The organism is Brooklawnia propionicigenes (assembly GCF_030297015.1).
Taxonomy (GTDB): domain Bacteria; phylum Actinomycetota; class Actinomycetes; order Propionibacteriales; family Propionibacteriaceae; genus Brooklawnia; species Brooklawnia propionicigenes.
In genome coordinates this window covers 2,866,755-2,885,117 of sequence record NZ_AP028056.1, presented here as the reverse complement: position 1 = coordinate 2,885,117, position 18,363 = coordinate 2,866,755, and the positions used below count along the sequence as shown (strand labels likewise).

At 65.1% G+C, this 18,363-nt stretch carries 18 protein-coding genes; 6 read left to right on the top strand and 12 right to left on the bottom strand.

Translation table 11 applies throughout. From position 1 onward, the window contains the following. A complete protein-coding gene (locus QUE25_RS13325; RefSeq protein ID WP_286268573.1) occupies positions 1-936 on the bottom strand; it encodes an AEC family transporter in 936 nt (311 codons plus the stop codon). A 155-nt stretch (positions 937-1,091) separates the two neighbouring features. Here QUE25_RS13325 and QUE25_RS13320 point away from each other — a divergent pair, with 155 nt between their 5' ends. The 4 genes from QUE25_RS13320 (at position 1,092) to QUE25_RS13305 (ending at position 2,949) form a co-directional block, all read left to right on the top strand. Then, positions 1,092-1,589 carry a DedA family protein gene (locus tag QUE25_RS13320; RefSeq protein ID WP_286265805.1) on the top strand — a complete coding sequence of 166 codons (498 nt, stop codon included), beginning with the start codon at positions 1,092-1,094 and terminating at the stop codon, positions 1,587-1,589. Then, complete coding sequence (locus QUE25_RS13315; RefSeq protein ID WP_286265803.1) at positions 1,586-2,299, top strand: AzlC family ABC transporter permease; 714 nt, start codon at positions 1,586-1,588, stop codon at positions 2,297-2,299. The genes QUE25_RS13320 and QUE25_RS13315 overlap by 4 nt, the downstream gene beginning before the upstream one ends. A 13-nt stretch (positions 2,300-2,312) precedes the next feature. Beyond that, a complete protein-coding gene (locus QUE25_RS13310) occupies positions 2,313-2,624 on the top strand; it encodes an AzlD domain-containing protein (RefSeq protein ID WP_286265801.1) in 312 nt (103 codons plus the stop codon). Positions 2,625-2,772: 148 nt separating this feature from the next. After that, positions 2,773-2,949 (top strand): antitoxin, encoded by a 177-nt coding sequence (locus tag QUE25_RS13305; RefSeq protein ID WP_286265799.1) that lies wholly within the window; start codon positions 2,773-2,775, stop codon positions 2,947-2,949. Positions 2,950-3,074: 125 nt separating this feature from the next. Here QUE25_RS13305 and QUE25_RS13300 read toward each other — a convergent pair whose 3' ends face one another. The 7 genes from QUE25_RS13300 to QUE25_RS13270 all read right to left on the bottom strand — a co-directional run bounded on the left by QUE25_RS13300 (position 3,075) and on the right by QUE25_RS13270 (position 11,104). After that, on the bottom strand, positions 3,075-3,839 hold the full coding sequence (locus QUE25_RS13300; RefSeq protein WP_286268572.1) for an amino acid ABC transporter ATP-binding protein: 765 nt from the start codon (positions 3,837-3,839) through the stop codon (positions 3,075-3,077). A 20-nt stretch (positions 3,840-3,859) separates the two neighbouring features. After that, entirely contained in the window at positions 3,860-4,831 is a 972-nt protein-coding gene (locus QUE25_RS13295) for an amino acid ABC transporter permease (RefSeq protein WP_286265797.1), read from the bottom strand. Between the two features lie 7 nt (positions 4,832-4,838). Beyond that, on the bottom strand, positions 4,839-5,747 hold the full coding sequence (locus tag QUE25_RS13290) for an ABC transporter substrate-binding protein (RefSeq protein ID WP_286265795.1): 909 nt from the start codon (positions 5,745-5,747) through the stop codon (positions 4,839-4,841). 137 nt (positions 5,748-5,884) lie between these two features. Then, on the bottom strand, positions 5,885-6,862 hold the full coding sequence (locus QUE25_RS13285) for an ABC transporter substrate-binding protein (protein ID WP_286265793.1): 978 nt from the start codon (positions 6,860-6,862) through the stop codon (positions 5,885-5,887). A 164-nt stretch (positions 6,863-7,026) separates the two neighbouring features. Then, positions 7,027-9,864 (bottom strand): vitamin B12-dependent ribonucleotide reductase, encoded by a 2,838-nt coding sequence (locus QUE25_RS13280; protein WP_286265791.1) that lies wholly within the window; start codon positions 9,862-9,864, stop codon positions 7,027-7,029. A gap of 65 nt (positions 9,865-9,929) precedes the next feature. Beyond that, complete coding sequence (gene nrdR / locus QUE25_RS13275) at positions 9,930-10,457, bottom strand: transcriptional regulator NrdR (protein ID WP_286265788.1); 528 nt, start codon at positions 10,455-10,457, stop codon at positions 9,930-9,932. Between the two features lie 236 nt (positions 10,458-10,693). Beyond that, entirely contained in the window at positions 10,694-11,104 is a 411-nt protein-coding gene (locus QUE25_RS13270) for a DUF2752 domain-containing protein (RefSeq protein WP_286265787.1), read from the bottom strand. Between the two features lie 86 nt (positions 11,105-11,190). On the opposite strand from QUE25_RS13270, the gene QUE25_RS13265 reads away from it, so the two are divergent. Further along, a complete protein-coding gene (locus QUE25_RS13265; protein ID WP_286265785.1) occupies positions 11,191-12,438 on the top strand; it encodes an RDD family protein in 1,248 nt (415 codons plus the stop codon). A gap of 123 nt (positions 12,439-12,561) precedes the next feature. Here QUE25_RS13265 and QUE25_RS13260 read toward each other — a convergent pair whose 3' ends face one another. Beyond that, positions 12,562-12,918, bottom strand: coding sequence for a hypothetical protein (locus QUE25_RS13260; RefSeq protein ID WP_286265783.1), 357 nt, complete (start codon positions 12,916-12,918; stop codon positions 12,562-12,564). 268 nt (positions 12,919-13,186) lie between these two features. Between QUE25_RS13260 and lexA the strand changes: the two genes are divergently transcribed. After that, positions 13,187-13,975, top strand: a complete 789-nt coding sequence (gene lexA, locus QUE25_RS13255) for a transcriptional repressor LexA (protein ID WP_286265781.1) — start codon at positions 13,187-13,189, stop codon at positions 13,973-13,975. A 9-nt stretch (positions 13,976-13,984) separates the two neighbouring features. On the opposite strand, the gene QUE25_RS13250 is transcribed toward lexA, so the two are convergent. The 3 genes from QUE25_RS13250 to dapF are packed head-to-tail and all read right to left on the bottom strand — an operon-like array spanning position 13,985 to position 18,354. Next, complete coding sequence (locus QUE25_RS13250) at positions 13,985-15,997, bottom strand: ATP-dependent DNA helicase (RefSeq protein WP_425332720.1); 2,013 nt, start codon at positions 15,995-15,997, stop codon at positions 13,985-13,987. After that, positions 15,994-17,475, bottom strand: coding sequence for a GTPase HflX (gene hflX, locus QUE25_RS13245; protein WP_286265779.1), 1,482 nt, complete (start codon positions 17,473-17,475; stop codon positions 15,994-15,996). The genes QUE25_RS13250 and hflX overlap by 4 nt, the downstream gene beginning before the upstream one ends. Before the next feature lie 51 nt (positions 17,476-17,526). Continuing rightward, positions 17,527-18,354, bottom strand: coding sequence for a diaminopimelate epimerase (dapF, locus tag QUE25_RS13240; RefSeq protein ID WP_286265776.1), 828 nt, complete (start codon positions 18,352-18,354; stop codon positions 17,527-17,529). Positions 18,355-18,363: the final 9 nt, after the last annotated feature.

Genomic DNA, 18,363 nt, shown 5'->3' with positions numbered 1-18,363 from the left:
CTAGATCAGGTGCACCAACGCGGCAAGCCCCGTCACCGCCGGAATGGACGCGAACGAGGTGATGAAGATCGCGTCGCGGGCCAATTGCACCGACTCCTCGCCACGCATCGCGAAGATGAAGACGTTCTGCGCGGTTGGCAGGCCCGCCATCACCGTGACTGCCAGGGTGGTCGCCGGATCGAGTCCGAAAACGAACCGCGCCAGGGCGAACGCCAGCAGGGGCTGGACGAGCACCTTGAGGACACTGACCGTGATGGTCTCGCCCAGATTGCCGTACCCGGGCAGCGGCCCGGCACGCAGCGAGACACCGAAGGCGATGAGCATCGCGGGCACCGCTATCCCACCGACCAGATCGATGGTCGAGGTCATCAGCTCCGGCAGGCCCACACCGGTCAGATTCACCAGCAGCCCAGCGATCACACCGATGGTCATCGGGTTGCGGAACGGCAACGTGATGTTGCGCACCGCGCTGGTCTTCTGGCCGTTCCTCCTCGCGCTCAGTGCGTCCAGAATGCTCAGGCCGACCGGCTGCAAGAAGACCACCTGGATCAACAGGATCGGCGCCACCCAGCTGGTGTCATGCAGCACGTAGGCCGCGATCGGCAGGCCCATGTTGTTGGCGTTGACATAGCAGGACGCGAAGCCACCGATCACCTTGTGTCCGGCTCCTCGCTGCCACACCGTCGAGGCCAGCAGCAGGTAGATGGCGAGGGTGATGAAGATCGCCAGCAGTGACACGATGACGTTCTGCGAGAAGATGCGGCCGAGTTCGGCCCGGCGAAGACTGCCGAACAGCAGCGCGGGCAGGCCCACCCAGAAGGAAACTTGGGACAGCACGCGCTGACTATGGGCGTCCAGGACCCGGAACTGGGCCAACAACCAACCGATGCCAATGACAAACCAGATGGTGAAGAAGCCCGACAGCACATCTTCCACGGATGCCAACCCTATATGCTCGCCGATCCGACGTGCGGCGTCCCCACGGTGCAGACGCGTCCGGCCGCTGCACTCCGGCCGAGTATGGTTGATCCGTCAGCCACCGCGGACCGACGAACCGGCAGGGGACGAGCATGAATCCACTGGAATGGGAGATGCCCAAACTGTTGGTCTACGCGACCCTGTTCTGCATCGTGTTCTCCCGAGCTGCCGCGACCTATGCCGTCGGACGCGGTCTGATCGCCGGAGCCTCCCGCATGAGAATGACAGCGAAAATGCAGGGGGCGCGCTATCGGCAGGCCTGCGAGTTGGTCGCTCGTTTCGGGGCCCCGGTGGTCTCGTTGTGCTTCCTGACGGTCGGGTTCCAGACGATGGTGCTGCTGGCTTCGGGCGGGCTGCGGATGCCGCTGCGCAAGTTCTTGCCGGCATTGGCCGTGGGCAGCGTCTTGTGGGCTCTGCTCTACGGAACCGTCGGCTTCGTCGGCTTCCACGCCCTGCGCGTGGTGTGGGAATTCTCTCCCCTGTTGTGCGCCATCGCGGTCTGCCTGCTGCTCGCCGCGTCGATCGGCTACGTCTTGTACCGGCGTATCCGAAGCCGCGAATCCGCCCACAGCAAGACCGACCAGTATGTGAGTGAGTCCGTAGCCGAGTGAAACAGTTGTTGAGCAGCCCCGCCGTCCGGATGGGGCTGTCGGTTTCGATCGCCACCGGGTTGTACGGGATCTCGTTCGGCGCGCTCGCCGTGGCTGCTGGGCTGAATCGCTGGCAGGTCCAGGCCTTGAGTGCGCTGATGTTCACCGGCGGCAGTCAGTTCGCGTTCGTCGGCACGTTGAGCGGTGGCGGCATGTCCGCTCTGGTCGCGGCGAGCCTGCTCGGGATCCGCAATGCGGTCTACGGAGCACAGCTGAACGGATTGCTGACGCCGCGCGGACCATTGAGACTGCTGATGGCCCACCTCACCATTGATGAATCGTTCGCCACCACGATGGCCGCCGGCACCGCTCGCGAACAGCGGCGCGGCTTCTGGACCGCAGGCGTGGGCGTCTGGCTGCTGTGGAACCTGTTCACCTTCATTGGCGCCTGGGCCGGCGATTCCATGAGCGATCCGAAGATCTGGGGGCTGGACGGGGCTGCTGTCGCGGCCTTCCTCGGACTGCTCTGGCCCAGGCTGCGCAGCCGGGATGCCGCTGCGCTGGCCATCGTGTGCGCACTGGTGACCGTGCTCGCTGTTCCCTTCACTCCCCCGGGTATCCCGCTGCTGGTGGCGGCAGTGGTAGCGCTGCTGATGCACGCTGTCGGACGTCCAAGCGCCGCCGACCGGTCGGCCGGTCAATCCAGCGGTGTCGGTGGGAGTCCCGAATGAGCGGAAGTCCCGAATGAGCCTGTGGGGTTGGATTCTGGCCGGCTGCGCGGTGGCGTTCGCAACCAAGCTGACCGGCTATCTGCTGCCGTCCAGGTGGCTCGAATCCGACGGATTCCGCAAGACCAGCAGTGCGCTGACGATCGCCCTGCTCTCGGCACTGGTGGCCACGAATGCCTTTGCCTCCGGGCAGACACTCGCCGTGGACTCCCGGGCGCTGGCACTGGCCGCTGCAGCCGTGGCGTTGTGGCGCAGGCTCCCGTTCCTCGCCGTGGTGATCATCGGTGCCACGGTCGCAGCCCTGGGACGGCTGGCCGGTCTGCCCTGATCCGGGTTCGTGGTGCCACCCGCTGGCGTCCGCCTTGGGAGAATTGCGAAAACTGTAACGCAAGGCCTGTGGTGTCTTCTTGCCGGATGTGCAACGCTTAGGTCAGCGCCGAGCAGTTGCCGGCACTCTCCGGGAGAAAGGAGTTCACATGGGGCTATTGGACGACATCAAGTCCGCCGCCGATCAACATGAGGATCAGGTGGAAGCAGTGATCGACAAGGCTGGCGACGCAGTCGACCAGGCGACCGAGAAGAAGTATGTCGGTCAAGTCGATCAGGTCCAGGGATTCCTCAAGGAGAAGATCGGCAAGCCGGAAGCCAAGTGAGGCATGTCCTTGCATTGAGACTTCGGTGAAGGCGGACGAGCCGTCAAAGCCAAATACACTTTGCACATTGAAAAAGCTGGGGGTCAGTCGGGATGACTGGCCCCCAGCTTCACGTCCGGCCGCGGCTACAAGACTTTGGCGAAGAAGTCCCGGGTGCGCTGCTCGACCGGATGACCGATGACCTGGTCCGGAGTGCCCCGCTCGACGATCAGGCCGTCGTCCATGAAGACCACCTGATCGGCGACTTCGCGGGCGAAGCCGACCTCATGGGTCACCACGATCATCGTCATCCCCGATTCGGCGAGTTGCTTCATGACCGCCAGCACTTCGCCCACCAGCTCCGGATCGAGCGCCGACGTCGGCTCATCGAACAGCATCAGTTCAGGATCCATCGCCAGAGCGCGGGCAATCGCGACGCGCTGCTGCTGACCGCCGGACAGCTGGGACGGATAGTGATCGGCCCGGTCGGTCAGCCCCACCTTGGCCAGCTGCTCCCGGGCCAGCTTCTGGGCGTCCGGCTTGGACACCTTCTTGACCTGACGCGGCGCCTCCATGACGTTCTCCAGAGCCGTCATGTGCGGAAACAGGTTGAACCGCTGAAAGACCATCCCGATGCGCGACCGTTGCCGCGCGATCTGCGCGTCCGGCAGCCGATGCAACTCCGTCTTGCCGTTCCTGGTGACCTCTCGTAGCCCCATCAGCTCACCGTTGACGTAGAGCCGACCGGCGCTGATCTGCTCCATCTCGTTGATGCAGCGCAAGATCGTCGACTTGCCGGAGCCCGAGGGTCCCAGCAGCACGCACACTTCGCCGCGCTCAACACGAAGATCGATGCCTCTGAGCACATGCAGTTCGCCGAAGAACTTGTGAATGCCCTGCGCATCCACCATCGGGACGACCGGTTGCCCGCTCATGGGGTCACATCCAGGTTCGGATCGGTGTGCACCGTGCCGGCCGCCAGGATCGCCTGCTGACGCTTCGAAACGCCCCTCAGTCTGCGGTTCTGTGAGGGTTCGCCGTCGAAGCCGCGTCCGTAGTAGGCCTCCAGGCGCTGCTGGCCGATCATCAGGATCGACGTGATGAACAGGTACCACAGCGCCGCCACGATCAGCAACGGCACCGGCAGGAAGTTCTTGTTGCCGATCGCATTGGTCACGAAGGTGATCTCGAGCATGAACGGCACCGCGAGCACCAGCGAGGTCGTCTTCAGCATGGAGATCGTCTCGTTGCCGGTGGGTGGCACGATCACGCGCATCGCCTGCGGGATGACGATCCGCCGCAGCACGGTCGAGCTCTTCATCCCGAGCGCGGTCGCAGCTTCCCACTGCCCCCTGTCAACCGAGTTCAGGCCGGAGCGCACGATCTCTGATAGATAGGCGCCCTCGTTCAGGCCCAGGCCGAGAATCGCCGCGACGAAGGCGTTGACCACGTCCTGGGTGGTGAAGGAGAAGAACTCGGGGCCGAAGGGGATGCCCACGCTGATCCGGGGATACAGCACCGAAAGCAGGCCCCAGAAGACCAACTGTGTATAGACCGGGGTGCCGCGGAAGAACCAGATATACGCCCAGGCGACCCCACGCAGGATCGGGTTCGTGCCCATCCGCATGATGGCGGTCGCCACCGCCAGCACGATACCGATGACCATCGCAGCCACGGTGAGCAGGAGTGTCCATCCGACGCCCGCGACGACTCTCGGGTCGAACAGGTACTGCGCCACGACATCCCAGCGGTAGTTCTTGTTCTCCAGCAGGCTGGAGATCAAGCCGAGCACGAGAAAGCTGACGATGCCGGCCCAGACCCACACCGTGGGTCTGGGCACGGGCTTCGCCTCGATCAGATTCGGTGTCCTATCGGCAGCGCGGTGATCGGATGGCTGACTCATGAAGCACTCACGCAGTCGGATTGAGTTCTGCGGTCTTCAGTCCGGCACTCTCGTCGACGCCCCAGCTGCCCAGAATGGCTGACCAGGTGCCGTCGTCCATCAGCTGCTGCATGGCCCGTTGAATGGCCTCGGTCAGCTGCGCGTCATCGGCCGAAACGACGATGCCCTGCGGAGCCGCATCCCGTACTCCGCCGACGACCTCGAGCTGGCCATCGGTCAAAGCGACGGCGTAATCGGCGACTGTCGAATCGGCGTAGAAGGCGACGACCTTGCCGCCGATCAGATTGGTCGTCACATCCGACTGGACGCCATAGCTGAGCACGTTGATGGCTTCCTTACCATCGGCCGCGCACTGATCGGACATGGTCGCCAGCTCTTCCTCCTGGTAGGTGCCGGTCTGCACACCGATCGTCTGGCCGCACAGGTTGTCGGGATCGAAGTCCTTCGGGTTGTCCTTCTGTACCGCGAACGAGGAGCCCACCATGATGTAGGAGATCATGTTGTAGCTCGCGGTGCGCTCCGGCGTGATGGTGAACGACGAAATACCGATGTCGGAAGTCGATCCGATACCGGGCAGTAGGCTGGCGAACTCGGCGGCGTTTACCTCGGTGTCGACGCCGAGCACCCGCCCGAGCGCCTTGCCCAGATCGACGTCATAGCCGATGGCGGTCTGCAGGTCTTCGGCGCGGAACTCGGCCGGTGCGTAGTCAGGGGCGGCGGCGATCACGAGAGTGCCTCTGCTGGCGATCCTCTCGGGCAGCAGCGCAGCGATCTCGTCCACCTTCTGGACGCCCGAGACGTCGTAGCTCAGATCATCAGTACTTGGGCTGGCAGATCCCTCGGTGGTGGACGATCCCCCACCACAAGCAGTCAGGGCGAGCATGGCCACCAGGCCGGCGGCGACGATTCGGCGCATGATATTTCCTCTCACGTATGTGCAAGCACTGATTCTAGTGATGCCCCCAGCGGCAGGGTCCTACCTTGAGTGTCGATTTGATGACAATCGGCTGCCCTGGACAGCCGCTGCCATGCCCCCAGCAGTAGGTCCTTCGGTCAGCGGACGACCTTCACCGCGGTGTCGATGACCGACTGCGGGATGGTCACACCCATCCGTTCGGCGGCCTGCAGATTCAGCGAGACCTGCAGATCCTTCGCCACCGCAACGGGGATGTCGCCCGGCTTGCCGCCGTCGGCAAGGAATTGCGCGGCCATCTGACCGGTCTGGACGCCCTGGGCGTGGTAATCGACGGCAAGCGCGGCCATCGCACCACGGTCGATCGAATCGGGGTCGGACACGTACAGCGGGACCTTGCGCTCTTCGGCGACGGCAACCAGCGCCTCGACGCCCGAGATGATCGTGTTGTCGGTGCCGACGAAGTAGCAGTCCACGCCGGTCAGCGATTCGGCTCCCTGACGCACCTCTGATGAGGCGGTCACGGTGGCTTCGCGGACGCTCAGCCCCAGCGCCGGGGCGGCTTCGGCGACCATGCGAGCCTGAATCTGGGAGTTCACCTCACCGGAGGTGTACAGCAGGCCAATGGTCGCGGCATCGGGGGTGATCTCCTTGATCAACGCCAGCTGATCGGCGATCGGCGGCATGTCGGATGTTCCGGTGATCATCCCGCCCGGCGCGTCGAGTGAATCGACCAGGCCGGCGCCGACCGGATCGGTGACACCGGCGAAGAACAATGGGGTGTTGGGCAACGCCTGAGCCAAGGTGATGGCGGTCGGGGTCGCGATGGCGACCACGAGGTCCTTGTCGGTGAAGCTGCTGGCGATATTGGTGAGAGTCACCTGGTCGCCGGCGGCGTTCTTGAGGTCGTAGACGACATCTTTGCCCTCGACATAGCCGGCAGCGGTCATCGCCTCGATGAATCCGTCGCGCAGGGCGTTGAGTGACGGATGATCGACGATCTGGGCGATGCCTATCTGCAAAGGCTTTTCTGCGGAAGCACCTGACGAATCCGAGCCCGACGAACATGCGGTCATGGCCAGCGCGACGCACAACAACAATCCCAGTAGGCGCTTCATGACTTCCTCCCCGACGGCCTGAGCTTCGATCAGCGGCCGTCCACGCGCGCGTCCAACCTTGACCCGCAGCCGCTACATTAGCCGACGGCCAACGAAACAGAACTCCGCGGTGACAATCCATCCTGTCACCGCGGAGTTCCGCGTCATCGTATGTCGGTCATCGATCAGCTGCAGCCGCTGGTTGCTCCGCAACCCTCGCAGACGTAGCAGCTGCCGGAAGGACGCATCTTGGTGCCGCAGATCAGGCAGAGCGGAGCGTCCACCGCGAGACCGGTGATGGCCTCCATCAACTCGCTGGTGGTGTGCGGATGAGCCTCGATCAGGCTCGGCTGCAGCGGACCACCGGCATCGACCCGGACATTGTCGCCTGCGTCGTTCTTCAACTGCTCGGATTCGGGCAGCTCGCTCTCCTCCTCCTCGCTCAGGTAGCTGCCGGTCTCGACATAGTGAGCCCGTTCTGCGGCGGTGTAGATGCCGAGTTCGGCACGCTCATCGAACGACAGGTAGTCCAACGCGAGACGGCGGAAGATGTAGTCCATGATCGACTGCGCGATCCGGATATCGGGATCGTCGGTCATGCCGGCAGGCTCGAACTTCAGGTTGGTGAACTTCTGGACGAAGCTCTCCAGCGGGACGCCGTACTGCAAACCGATCGACACCGCGATGGAGAAGGCATCCATCACGCCGGACAGCGTCGACCCCTGCTTGCCGAGTTTGAGGAAGACCTCGCCCAGCCTGCCGTCTTCGTAGGCACCAGAGGTCATATAGCCCTCGGCGCCCGCCACGGTGAAGCTGGTCGTCCGCCCCGAACGCGACTTCGGCAGCCGCAGGCGACGCGGACGATACTCGATCCGCACCTCGGGAGCCGGCTTCGCGTCTTCCTCCGGGGCCGACTTGCCGTTGCTGAGCGGCTGGCCGACCTTGCAGTTGTCGCGGTAGACGGCGATGGCCTTGAGTCCGAGGCGCCAGCCCTCCATGTAGACATCGGCGATGTCTTGCACGGTGGCCGATTCGGGCAGGTTGACCGTCTTGCTGATAGCACCCGACAAGAACGGCTGCACCGCAGCCATCATCCGCACATGACCCATCGGCTTGATGGCGCGAACACCCATGGCCGTGTCGAAGACCTCATAGTGTTCCGGCTTGAGCCCGGGAGCATCGATGACATTGCCCTTGTCGCTGATGTAGGCCACGATGGCCTCGATCTGCTCGTCGAGGTAGCCCAGGTTGCGCAACGCCCTCGGCACCGTGTGGTTGACGATCTGCATCGAGCCCCCACCCACGAGCTTCTTGAACTTCACCAGCGAGAAGTCCGGTTCGATGCCGGTGGTGTCGCAGTCCATCATGAAGCCGATGGTTCCGGTCGGAGCCAGCAGGGACGCCTGCGCGTTGCGGAAACCGTTGCGTTCCCCCACCTCGATGACCTGATCCCACTGAGACGCAGCGGCCTCACACAGTCCGGCATCGATGGGGTTGATCGTGCGCAGGCTGTCGTTGGCGCTGCGATGCTTACGCATCACCCGCTTGTGCGCGTCGGCATTGCGGCCATAGCCGGCATAGGTTCCGACCACACCGGCCAGTTCGGCGCTGCGCCGGTAGGCGGCGGCGGTCATCAAGGAGGTGATCGCTGCAGCCAGCGAACGTCCGCCTTCGGAGTCGTAGCCCTTGCCGAGAGCCATCAGCAGCGCACCGAGGTTGGCGTAGCCGATACCCAGCTGACGGTAGTCGCGGGTCGTCTGGGTGATGGACTCGGTCGGGAAGTCCGCGAAGACGATCGAGATGTCCATGGCGGTGATGATCAGCTCGACGGCCTTGATGAACCTGTCGACATCGAAGCTGTCGTCGGCGCGCAGGAACTTCATCAGGTTCAGGCTCGCCAGATTGCACGAGGAGTTGTCGAGGCTCATGTACTCCGAGCACGGGTTGGACGCGGTGATGCGTCCGGACTCGGGATTGGTGTGCCAGTCATTAATGGTGTCGTCGTACTGCAGACCCGGATCGGCGCATTCCCAGGCAGCCTGGGCGATCTTGTCGAACAGCTCCCGGGCATCCACCTTCTCGATGACCTCGCCCGTCATCCGGGCGCGCAGTCCGAACTCGGTGCCATCGGTCACGGCCTGCATGAACTCGTCGCTGACGCGAACCGAGTTGTTGGCGTTCTGGTACTGCACCGAGGTGATGTCCTTGCCGCCGAGATCCATGTCGAATCCGGCATCGCGCAGCGCACGGATCTTGTCCTCCTCGCGCGCCTTGGTCTCGATGAACTCCTCGATGTCGGGGTGATCGACGTCCAGCACAACCATCTTCGCGGCGCGGCGGGTGGCGCCACCCGACTTGATGGTGCCCGCCGATGCGTCCGCACCGCGCATGAAGCTGACCGGGCCGGACGCAGTGCCACCGGACGAGCGCAGCAGTTCCTTGGAGGAGCGGATCCGCGAGAGGTTGAGGCCGGCGCCGGACCCGCCCTTGAAGATCATGCCCTCTTCGCGGTACCAGTTCAGGATCGATTCCATGGAGTCGTCGACCGACAGGATGAAGCAGGCGCTGACCTGCTGCGGCGCCGCGGTGCCGACATTGAACCAGACCGGGGAGTTGAAGCTGAAGTACTGGTTCAGCAGCAACCAGGTGAGTTCCTGACCAAAGATCTCGGCATCGTGGTCGGTCGCGAAGTAGCCGGATTCCTGGCCGGTCTGCTGATACTTGCCGACCACGCGGTCGATCAGCGTCTTGAGGCTGGCTTCGCGCTCCGCGGTGCCGAGCGCGCCGCGGAAGTACTTGGTCGTGACGATCGTGGATGCGTTGAGGCTCCATGAGGTCGGGAACTCAACCCCGCGCTGCTCGAAGACCACTTCACCGGTTTTCCAGTTGGTCTGAACGACATCGCGCTTTTCCCAGGTGACCTCGTCATAGGGATGGACGCCCTCGGTGGTGAAGACCCGATCGATCGTCAGGCCGCGAGCGCTCGGCGTTCCAGGCTTGTCGTCATACAGAGTGTCGGTCACAGCTGTCTCCTGATGGTGATGCGTGCATGTGGGTAGGTCGGGAAAATCCAGGCAGGTCGTGAAGGTCAGTGTGCACCGGCGGTCTGACAGATTTCGTCCGCCAGATCGATGGGCAATTGCGCTTCGGCGTCGGACTCGGCATCGGCCCGAGCGCTTTCGCGCATCCGGTCGATCTCGGCGACGAAATCGTCCACGCTGGTGTAGTGCCGATAGACCGAGGCGAATCTCAGATAGGCGACCGGATCGAGTTCACTGAGAGGACCGAGGATGGCAACGCCCACCTCTTCGGTGGGAACCTCGGCCTGCCCGGATGCCCGGATGGCCTCTTCGACCCGCTGGCCGAGTTTGGCGAGTTGGGCCTCGGTGACCGGACGCCCCTTGCAGGCCTTGCGGGCGCCGGATATCACCTTGTCCCGGTTGAAGGGCTCGATCACACCGGACTTCTTGACCACTACCAGTTGAGTTTGCTCGATGGTGGTGAAGCGTCTTTCGCAAGCCGGGCACTGCCGCCGACGGCGAATGCTCGTGCCGTCCTCAGAAACGCGGGAATCAAGCACCCGAGAGTCGCAATGACGACAATATGGGCAGTGCATCGTGACTCCTCAGCTCGGGATGTGTATGCCTCTGTGGACATCTTGTGGACAACAACCACAATCTGTGGACAAATGACACTTGTGTAACTACTAGATGTAGAGAGATTACACCGATTGGCCACTAGATCAAGTGCCAGCGGCGAAGCTCGCCGTCGATTCGGCGTGTCGCCTGATCGCCTCGCCCACCGCTCCGAGTGAGGCCAGAAAATCTGACCGCTGATGACAAGACGGCCACTTCAGATGAGGTTGCGCACGATCATGAACACCGCACCGACAACCCCCGCGACCCAATAGATCTTGGTCTGGGTGAGCGGACGCCAGGACTTCGGCGGACGCAACGCCGGTCCTCCGGCCAGTTCCACGGTCCAGGCCACCGCGCACACGATCAAGATTGGTAGCACCAGCACGAGCAGCGCGTTGTATCCCCAGGCTGCCGCCACGTCGCCTTCGGCCAGGGCGCCAGCGGCTCTGGTCGATCCACACAGCGGGCACTGGATTCCGGTGAGACTCAGCAATGGACAGGGCAGACCGATGCCGAAGAGCAGGTGAGCACCGGCGATCGCCGCACCGACTGCGCCGAAGCCCAGCAGACGCGACAGCGCTACTCCCGGCGAGAAGACCGCCGGGCCGGCCTCATGAGACTGCACACCACCATTATCCGCGTGAGCCGCCCGCGCTGAACCCACCAGCCGCATAGGATCAGTGGCGTGATGCAATCTGATTGGAGGCAGCCGTGAGCAACGACTACTGGGGTCGCCCCGCTGAGGACCCTGGCCAAGACGCCGCGAGCAGCGACGAGAACGGCCAAGCGAGCCCGGAGACCGCGGGCCAGGCCAACCAAGAACAAACCGGCAGCGCAGCGCCGACGTACGGCTCGCCTGCTTATGAGCAAACCGCAGGTGAGCAGCCGAGCAGCGAGCCAGCAGCACCTTCCGCCTACGGGCAGCCCGACACACCATCCACCCCGCCGACCCAGGCCGGCTACGGGCAGTCGTCCTACGAGCAGCCGGGTGGCTACGGGCAGCAATCCGGTCCCCAACCGACCACTCCCAGCTATGGCCAGCCGGGCGCCCCGACTACCCCCGGCTACGGCCAGCCAGATGCCCCGACTACCCCAAGCTACGGACAGCCGGGCGCACAGCCCACCACTCCCAGCTACGGCCAGTCGTCGAGCTATGGCCAGCCCGGCTCGGGAACACCCAACTACGGCACCCCCAGCTACGGACAGTCGTCGTCCTACGGGCAAGCGGCCGGCGAGCCGCCCTCGTCGTCCTACGGACAATCGAGTGGCCAGTCCTACGGCAGCGGCGACCAACAACAGTCCGGCGGGCAATCGTTCTACGGCCAAGATCCATACGGCCAGCAACAGCCCCGCTACGGCCAGGGCGCCGGTTCGCCTTCGGCCGACCCCTACGGCCAGCCGGCCGACCCCTATGGCCAGCAACCCGGCTACGGCCAGCCGACCGATTCGTATGGTCAGCCGACCTACTCGGGCAGCCTGTACGGCCCGGTCGGTGGCCCGGCGGCACCACTGGCCTCCTGGGGCAAGCGCGCACTCGGTGGCCTGATCGACTTCGTCCTGCCCGGCATCGTCATCGGCATCATCTCCTCCTTCTTCAATTCGGGCGGCAATGAGAGCATGATCGGCGGCATCGTCCAGTTCGTCCTGGGGGTCGGCTGGGTTGTCTACAACGTCGGCTACGTCGGCGGCAACACCGGGGTGACGTACGGCCGCAGGGTCGCCAAGACCCGGCTGGTATCGGCGGCCACTGGTCAACCGATCGGGCCAGGAATGTCGATCCTGCGCTACTTCGCGCACATCGTCGACTCCATCATCTGCTACATCGGATGGCTCTTCCCGCTGTGGGACGCCAAGCGGCAGACCCTCGCGGACAAGATGCTCAACACCGTGGTGCTGGACGAGTCGCCGACGACCCCGCCGGCCCCCTACGGCCCGCCGCAGCAGCCCTACGGCTACTGAGTCACACAATCACCAGCGCCTGAGCATTCACCAGCGCCTGAGCGATTACACGGGCGGGACGGTTCCCTGAGGAGCCGTCCCGCTTTCGCTGTCCGAGGCCCTTGGCGCTGGTGACCGCAGCGCTCAGGCCAGACCCGGCGCCAGGGCGAGGTACTGCGAAACGACGATCCACACTCCGAGTAGCACAGCCAGGGTGAAACCGATCATCATCACCACCAGGCCACGATCGGTCAGCGTGATCTCCTCGCGGCCAACGACTGATCGTGTCGATGCGGGCGAAGCGGCCGCGGCCGAGGCCACCACCTGGTAGTAGGCCCCCGGAAGCGGCGATGCCGGTTGCCGGGGACCGGCCGCCCGAGTGGGCACGAAGCGCATCTGTGCACAGGGCCGCCGGTCGCCGTCGAGCAGGGCGCGCCTCGACCGTACGGGTGAGCCCGCGACGCGCCGGACATCGATCTGACTTTCCACCAGGACGCTCATCTTGCTTCCTCCATCCGCCCGGCCATCCGCCGCAGCTAACAGGATCGAACGTGTGTTCGATGCACAGCCTAGCGAGCCGTCCGCGATCGTTCAAGTGTTCGATTCGCTTGTTTCTTGCCGTCTGAGAACCATGCAAGCAGGGCCCACTGACAAAACCATTCGGACGATTCCCGCCGCATCTGTGGTCCGTGGTTCGCCGATCGCATCCATTGGCGACACGCTCGAACAGATGTTTGAATGACGCCCCCGGATGATCTAGCGTTGTCTCATGATCACAGTGAGGCGTCCACCCGCCACCCCTCGCCGTGCCGGCCGGCCATCCAACGAAGACATCGCCCGCGATCTGGGCTTGGACAACGTCGCCGAACTACCCGACAGCTCCGAGGACGAACTGGGGCTGACCGCCCGTCAGCGCCGCATCCTGGAGTTCATCCAGGAAACCGTGTCGTCTCGCGGCTACCCACCCAGCATCCGCGAAGTGGGCGAGGCTGTCGGCCTGGCCAGTTCCTCCAGCGTTTCTCATCAGCTGAAGGCCCTGGAGGCCAAGGGTTTCCTGCGACGCGACCCGAATCGTCCGCGGGCCCTCGAGGTCATTCTTCCGACCCGGACGGCCTCCCCAACAGAACCCGAGGCCGAGCCGCTCGGCCAAGACGACGCCACCGATTCGGGTGACCGGTCACCGAACGCCGTCGCTGTGCCGGTGCTCGGCAGCATCGCCGCCGGCGTGCCGATTCTCGCTGACGAACAGGTGGAGCAGGTGTTGCCGCTGCCACGCGAGCTCGTCGGACAGGGGACCTTGTTCTCACTCAAGGTGCGCGGAGACTCGATGGTGGACGCAGCAATCTGCGATGGCGACTATGTGGTCGTCCGTCAGCAGCCCACTGCGGACAATGGCGACATCGTAGCGGCGTTGCTCGACGGGGAGGCCACCGTGAAGACGTTGCGCCGTGTGCCGGGCCAGGTCTGGCTGATGCCGCACAATCCGGCCTACCAGCCGATCGACGGTAACGACGCCGCGATTCTCGGCAAGGTTGTCGCGGTTCTGCGGCGGATCTGAGCCGGACCGCTAGCTGGTCCCCAAACGCTGCAATGCCTGGATTGCCACCTCGGCGTCGGTGGTGGTCCAAAACGGCGGCAACGAGGCTCGCAGGAAGCCGCTGTAGCGGGCCTTGATCAGCCGCGGGTCGAGGACCGCCACCACGCCCCGGTCGCTCGTCGAACGGATCAGGCGTCCGGCACCCTGGGCCAGCAGCAGGGCCGCATGACTCGCGGCCACCTGCATGAAGCCGTTGCCGCCGGCCTGAGCGACAGCTTGTTGTCGGGCCTGCATCAGCGGATCATCGGGCCGCGGGAACGGGATCTTGTCGATCACCACCAGCCGGCAGGTGTCCCCCGGCACATCAATGCCCTGCCACAGCGACATCGTGCCCAGCAGCACGGAATCCTCTTCGGCAATGAAGGTGCGGGTGAGCTCACTGAGATTCGCCTCGCCCTGGCACATCACGTTCAGCCCCGGGAGTGCGCCGCGCAGGTGCTCTGCGGCTGCTTCGGCAGACCGCTGCGAGGCGAACAGGCCGAGCGTGCGGCCATCCGCGGCCCAGATGAGCTCAGCCAGTTCCGCCAGCGCGTCGGCGCCGATACCATCGCGGCCGGGGTTGCGCAGCCCGGTCGCCACATACAAGATGCCCTGTTTGGCGTAGTCGAAAGGAGATCCGACATCGATGGCACGCCACTGCCCGGCGTCGCCGGCCTCGGTATCGGCCGCGATACGGTCCGCACGGCGCAGCCCGACGCTCCCGGCCATCGACTCGAATGCACCACCGACCGTCAACGTCGCCGACGTCAGGATCGTCGGATGTTCTTCCAGAACGTTCTCGCGCATCAGCCCCGCAACCGACAGCGGCGCAACGTTGAGCTGACGGCCGAAGCGATCGTGCGCGCTCAGCCAGACCACATCGTGCTCGTCGAGTCTGGCCATGCGCTCGGCGATCTCGAAGATCTCTTTCATCGCCGACGCCGCCTGTTGCCGCTGCTCCGGATCGGAGCTCTGCCCCGACCCCGTCGCCAGCGCCGAAACCGCCCGGCGGCTGACCTCGCGCACCAACGCGGCGGCCTCGACCGCGAGCGAACCCGGCTCCGTGATGCGCCCAGGCGCCACCTCGGCCAGTGCATCAGCGAAGGTGTCGGCGACCTCCAGCAATTCTGTGGCCAGGTCATCGTCCAGCCAAGCGCTCGCCCGCTTGGAGACCCGTCCGATCTGCTGCGCCGACAGTTCGCTGCTCGCCGCACCGGTGACCCGGTTGACCAGTTCGTGCGCCTCATCGATGATGACCGGACCGTACTCGGGCAGCGCCGTGCCGCCGTGCATGGCGTTGATGGCCAGCAGCGCGTGGTTGGTGACCACCAGGTCGGCCTGCCTGGCCCTGGCTCGCGCCTCCTCGACGAAGCACTCTGCGCCGTAGGGGCAGACGTTGGCCCCCAGGCATTCGCGTACCGGCACCGAGACCTGCGCCCAGGCCCGCGGGGAATGGCTCGGTGCGTCGTCCCGGTCGGCAAGTCCGCCGTCCTTGGCCTGGTCATCAGCCCATTCGCGGAGCGCGATGACCTCGGCTCCCAGACTGGAGGTGGCATCGGATCCCGAATCGCGCACCGCCTCGACGAGCTCGGCGCCGCCGAGCAGCGAATCCTGTTCGCCACCCGTCTGATCGCGTACCCGCAGCAGGCAGATGTAGTTCGAACGTCCCTTGAGGATCTGCGTGCGCGGTTCGCGACCCACGACCGAGGCGACCGCACGCGCGGCGATCGGAATGTCTTTGTGGGCCAGCTGAGCCTGCAACGCCAAGGTGGCCGTGGCCACCAGCGCGGTCTGTTTCGATCCCACTGCCCAGATCATCGCCGGGATGAGGTAGCCGAGCGACTTTCCGGTGCCGGTACCGGCCTGGACGAGCAGGTGAACCCCCTCGTCCAGGCTCGCCGCCACCTGATCGCTCATCGTCTGCTGTCCCGGACGCGAGGTGCCTCCGAGAGCAGCGACCGCCGCAGCCAGCGCCTGGGAGGCTTGGCCAGGCAAATCGCTCACTGCGGCTGCCTGTTGGCCTGGGCGTACGGGTTCAGTTGGGCCGCCAGATCGGGATGCACCCGCGCCGTGATCAGCGTGCCGCCGGGCTCATGCTCGAGACTGAACACATCCGCCTCCCGGTGCACCCGGTCAACCAGATCGCCCCGGTCCCACGGCACCAGCGCGGTGATCTCGGTCTGCGGTACCGGCAACCGCCGCTCGATCGTCTCGCGGAGCGTCTCGATGCCCTCGCCCGTTCGGGCCGACACCGCGATCGCTTCGGGATATCGGCGCATCACGACCGCGAGCACGTCGGGATCGGCCTGGTCGATCTTGTTGATGACCAGCTGCTCGGGACGATCCGACGCGCCGATCTCGGCCAAGACGGTCCGCACCGCGTCGATCTGGCCGAGCGGGTCGGCGTCGGAACCGTCGACGACGTGCACCAGCAGGTCGGCGTCCACGGTCTCTTCCAGGGTCGAGCGGAAGGCTTCCACCAGATCGGTGGGGAGATGGCGGACGAAGCCGACCGTGTCGGTGAGGGTGTAGACCCGGCCATCGGCAGTCGTCGTGCGGCGGGTGGTCGGATCCAGGGTCGCGAACAACGCATCCTCGACCAGCACGCCGGCATGGGTGAGCCGGTTCAGCAGCGACGACTTGCCGGCATTGGTGTAACCGACGATCGCCACCGAAGGGACGCGGTGCCGTTGCCGGTCGGCGCGCTTGATGGCACGCGTACCTTCCATCTCGCGCAGCTTGCCGCGCAGCACCGAGATGCGATGGTTGATCCGCCGTCGGTCGGTCTCAATCTTCGTCTCACCGGGTCCGCGTCCACCGATCCCCGCGCCGCCGGAGGCCCGGCCGCCCACCTGGCGGCTCAGATTGCCGCCCCAGCCGCGCAGCCGCTGCTTGAGGTAGTTGAGTTGCGCGAGTTCGACCTGCGCCTTGCCCTCCACGCTCTTGGCATGCTGGGCAAAGATGTCGAGAATCAGTGCCGTCCGGTCGACAACCTTGACGCCGATCCGGTCTTCCAGGGTGCGCAATTGAGCTGGGCTCAATTCGCCGTCGCAGATCACCGTGTCGGCTCCGGTCGCCTGCACCACTTCTCGTACTTCGTCGACCTTGCCGCGCCCGACATAGGTGGCCGGATCGGGCTTCTGCCGGCGCTGCACCAGCCCTTCCAGCACCTGCGAACCGGCCGTCTCGGCCAGCGCCTTCAGTTCGAACATGGCGTTGTCGACGTCCTGCTGCGTGCCCGTGGTCCAGACACTGACCAGCACGACCCGTTCCAGCCGTAGCTGGCGGTACTCGACCTCGCTGACGTCTTCCAGTTCGGTCGACAAGCCGGCCACCCGCCGCAGCGAATGGCGCTGGGCTAGATCGAGTTCGCCGTCGTCGGCTTCGTCGTCCCAGTCGTCATCATCGAAAAGCTCGTCCGGATCGGTGTGCTCGTCGTCGGTATCCCAGGTCTCTTCGTGGTTCAGGGCATCGTCTGTCATCGTCAAACAAGCTTATGCGCAGTGGCCAGCGGGCCCGGCATGAGCCATGGCTCACTGTTTGGGCAGGGTGACCCTGCCCTGCGCAACAACCACGGCCGGGCCCGTCAGGTAAGCCTGGTCATCATCGACGTCGACCTTGAGGGCGCCGCCGGGCACGGTGACCGTCAGGGAGCCGGTCTGCCGGCCCAGGGAATGCAGCTGGGCCGCCGCGGAGGCGACCACGCCGGTACCGCACGATTGGGTCTCCCCCACTCCCCGTTCGAAGACCCGCATCTGCAAGGCGTTCTCGGCGACCGGCACGACGAATTCGACATTGACACCGGCCGGATACACCGCCTGGTCGAACGTCGGCGCGACGCTCAGATCGAGTGCGCGGAGTTGCTCGACGTCGTCCAGTCGGACCCCTGCGTGCGGGTTGCCCACATCGACCGTGGTGGCGTCGTAGCGGCGGCCATTCGATTCGATCCAGGTCGGCTGCTCAGCGACGCGCACCCGGCCCATGCTGACCTTGATGCGTCCGTCCAGGCAGGCCCAGGCCTTGCGCAGGCCTGCCCGGGTGGCGATCTCGACGGGTTCGGCGTCCACCAGGCCCTGATCGAGCAGATAGCGGACGAACAACCGCAGGCCGTTGCCGCACATCTCGGCGATCGAGCCATCCGCATTGCGGTAGTCCATGAACCACAGGTCGGGCTTGCCCTGCCATTCGGGAATCAACTCGCTGCGCACGGCGCGCAACACGCCGTCGGCGCCGATGCCGCCACGCCGGTCGCACAGCCATCGGACGGTGTCGGCAGACAGCGGCGTCATGGCTTCGCGGTCGACCAGAATCACGAAGTCATTGTGGGTGGCATGCCCCTTGGCAAAGCTCAGCGTCTGCACGCGACCAGT